Genomic DNA, 1,689 nt, shown 5'->3' on the forward strand with positions numbered 1-1,689 from the left:
GACGTCATCTTCGAGGTGGCGGGTATGCCCGCGGAACTTGGCGCCACCCCCGCCGTCGACCGGTGGCGGGTTCTGCTGAAGGAGCGCCGTGTCATCCTGTACCGCCTCCCCATCGAGAGGCTGTCACGGCTGCACCGCTACGACGACCTCCATAAGCGCATGATGGTGGAGAGTTGCGTGTTCAGGGCCGTCGCAGAACTGCTGGGCAAAGATCCGTGGGATCTGGCCCCCGACCGCTTTCGCCACCTGTAGAAAGCCGACCGCTCCGTCGGGGCGAGGTGGCGACCAGCCGCGGGTGCGTGAGCCCCGCTACGGGTAGACCGTGATCGGGCTCGACCCCACGCCGGGGGGGTGCACCGTGTACCGTGCCAGCATTCCGCCGCCGGAGAGGCTCACCGCGCCGTAGAGCTCGTCGAAGCCGCTGAGCCCGTAACTCGTGCCCGGCGTCACGGGTACCGTCGCTGAGCCTCCTGCCGGCACCGCGACGGGAACGTCGGCTCCGCCGGGCGACGTCAGTACGACTGCGGCGGCCACCGCCGTGGGGTTATAGAGGTGAAGGGTCGGCGCTGGTCCCGTGGACGCCGTGAACTGGGCGACCGAGTTCAGTGGCCGCGCCGCCGTGAACCACGCAAAATCGGTGGCCGCCGTCGCGGCGGACGTGACCCGCACGGAAGCGAGCGTGGCCGTCGATGATTCGATGGTGACCGTGTAGGAACCAGCCGCGAGCTCCTGGATCGGAACATCGGTGACCAGGCCGCCCGCAAGTTGGTAGTCGAATGAGGAGCCCGAGGCCGCGCCGTTCTCCGGCATCACGCTGATGGTGACGGGCACCGTTTCTTCGCCCGGGGCGAAAAGCCTCAGAACCGTGGCGAAGTCTTCCGGCACCTCGCTTGCGGTGCTCGAGTTACGCACCGCCTCCACCGCTTCGGGATCTGTGACGACCACGCCGGGGATCACGGTGACGGTCGCCGGCGCCGTCGTTGACTCGATGATGTCGATTCCGCCGGGAGCGAGGCCCCGCAGCACGGACTGTTGCAGGGTGGCATGCACCTGCCCACCGGCGCTGGTGACGTGGACGACCGGCGACACGAGACCAGGTTGAAAGCCCGCCAGCGACAGCACGCGCTGCCCGCTCGCCGGCACGATGATGCCCCTGGTGCCCGGCGCCAAAATCGGTCCGGTCTCGCCGAACAGCTGAAGGTCGACCGTCGCCGCCACCTCGGTCGGGTTTGTCAGGGTCAGCAGGGTGGTGCGCCCCACCGTGGTGGCGCCGCCCACGAGCCAACTATCGCCGAACGCTATCCCGCAGTCGGCCGCGGCCATCCCCACGCTGTCTCCGCTGTCGACCTGCTGGGACTGCGCCCCACTCAGCAGGATGCGCTGCGCCGGGTCTACCGCATCCGGTGGCGTGCTGATGATCGTGGGCGCCGCCTCCGACGCGCCGGTGCCAGCGTCTGACACCGCGGCAGGCACCGAGTCGACCGACCCCGAACTGCTGCCGGTGCGCACGTCGGCGCGTCCGATACCGGATGCCGACGTGGCATCCTGACCGCTGTCACTGGCCAGTCTCAGGATCGCACCGGGACACACGAGCTGCTGCGCCGTGGGCACGGGGGTGATGAGCGTGTCGGGCGCCGAGACCTGCACGGTGGGCAGCGGCAGCACCATGGATGCCGCGATCGTCACGGC

Annotated in this window: 1 protein-coding gene and 1 pseudogene; one reads left to right on the forward strand and one right to left on the reverse strand. The window is 69.3% G+C overall.

The genetic code is table 11. The features are described 5' to 3' along the window. Positions 1–252, forward strand: a pseudogene (locus RMN95_RS00945) (hypothetical protein); the annotation flags it as partial. 57 nt (positions 253–309) lie between these two features. On the opposite strand, the gene RMN95_RS00950 reads toward RMN95_RS00945, so the two are convergent. Next, on the reverse strand, positions 310–1,689 hold a 1,380-nt coding region (locus RMN95_RS00950), incomplete at its 5' end, for a DUF5719 family protein (protein WP_309615105.1).

The sequence above is a fragment of the Salinibacterium sp. genome (assembly GCF_031364185.1).
GTDB lineage: Bacteria > Actinomycetota > Actinomycetes > Actinomycetales > Microbacteriaceae > Rhodoglobus.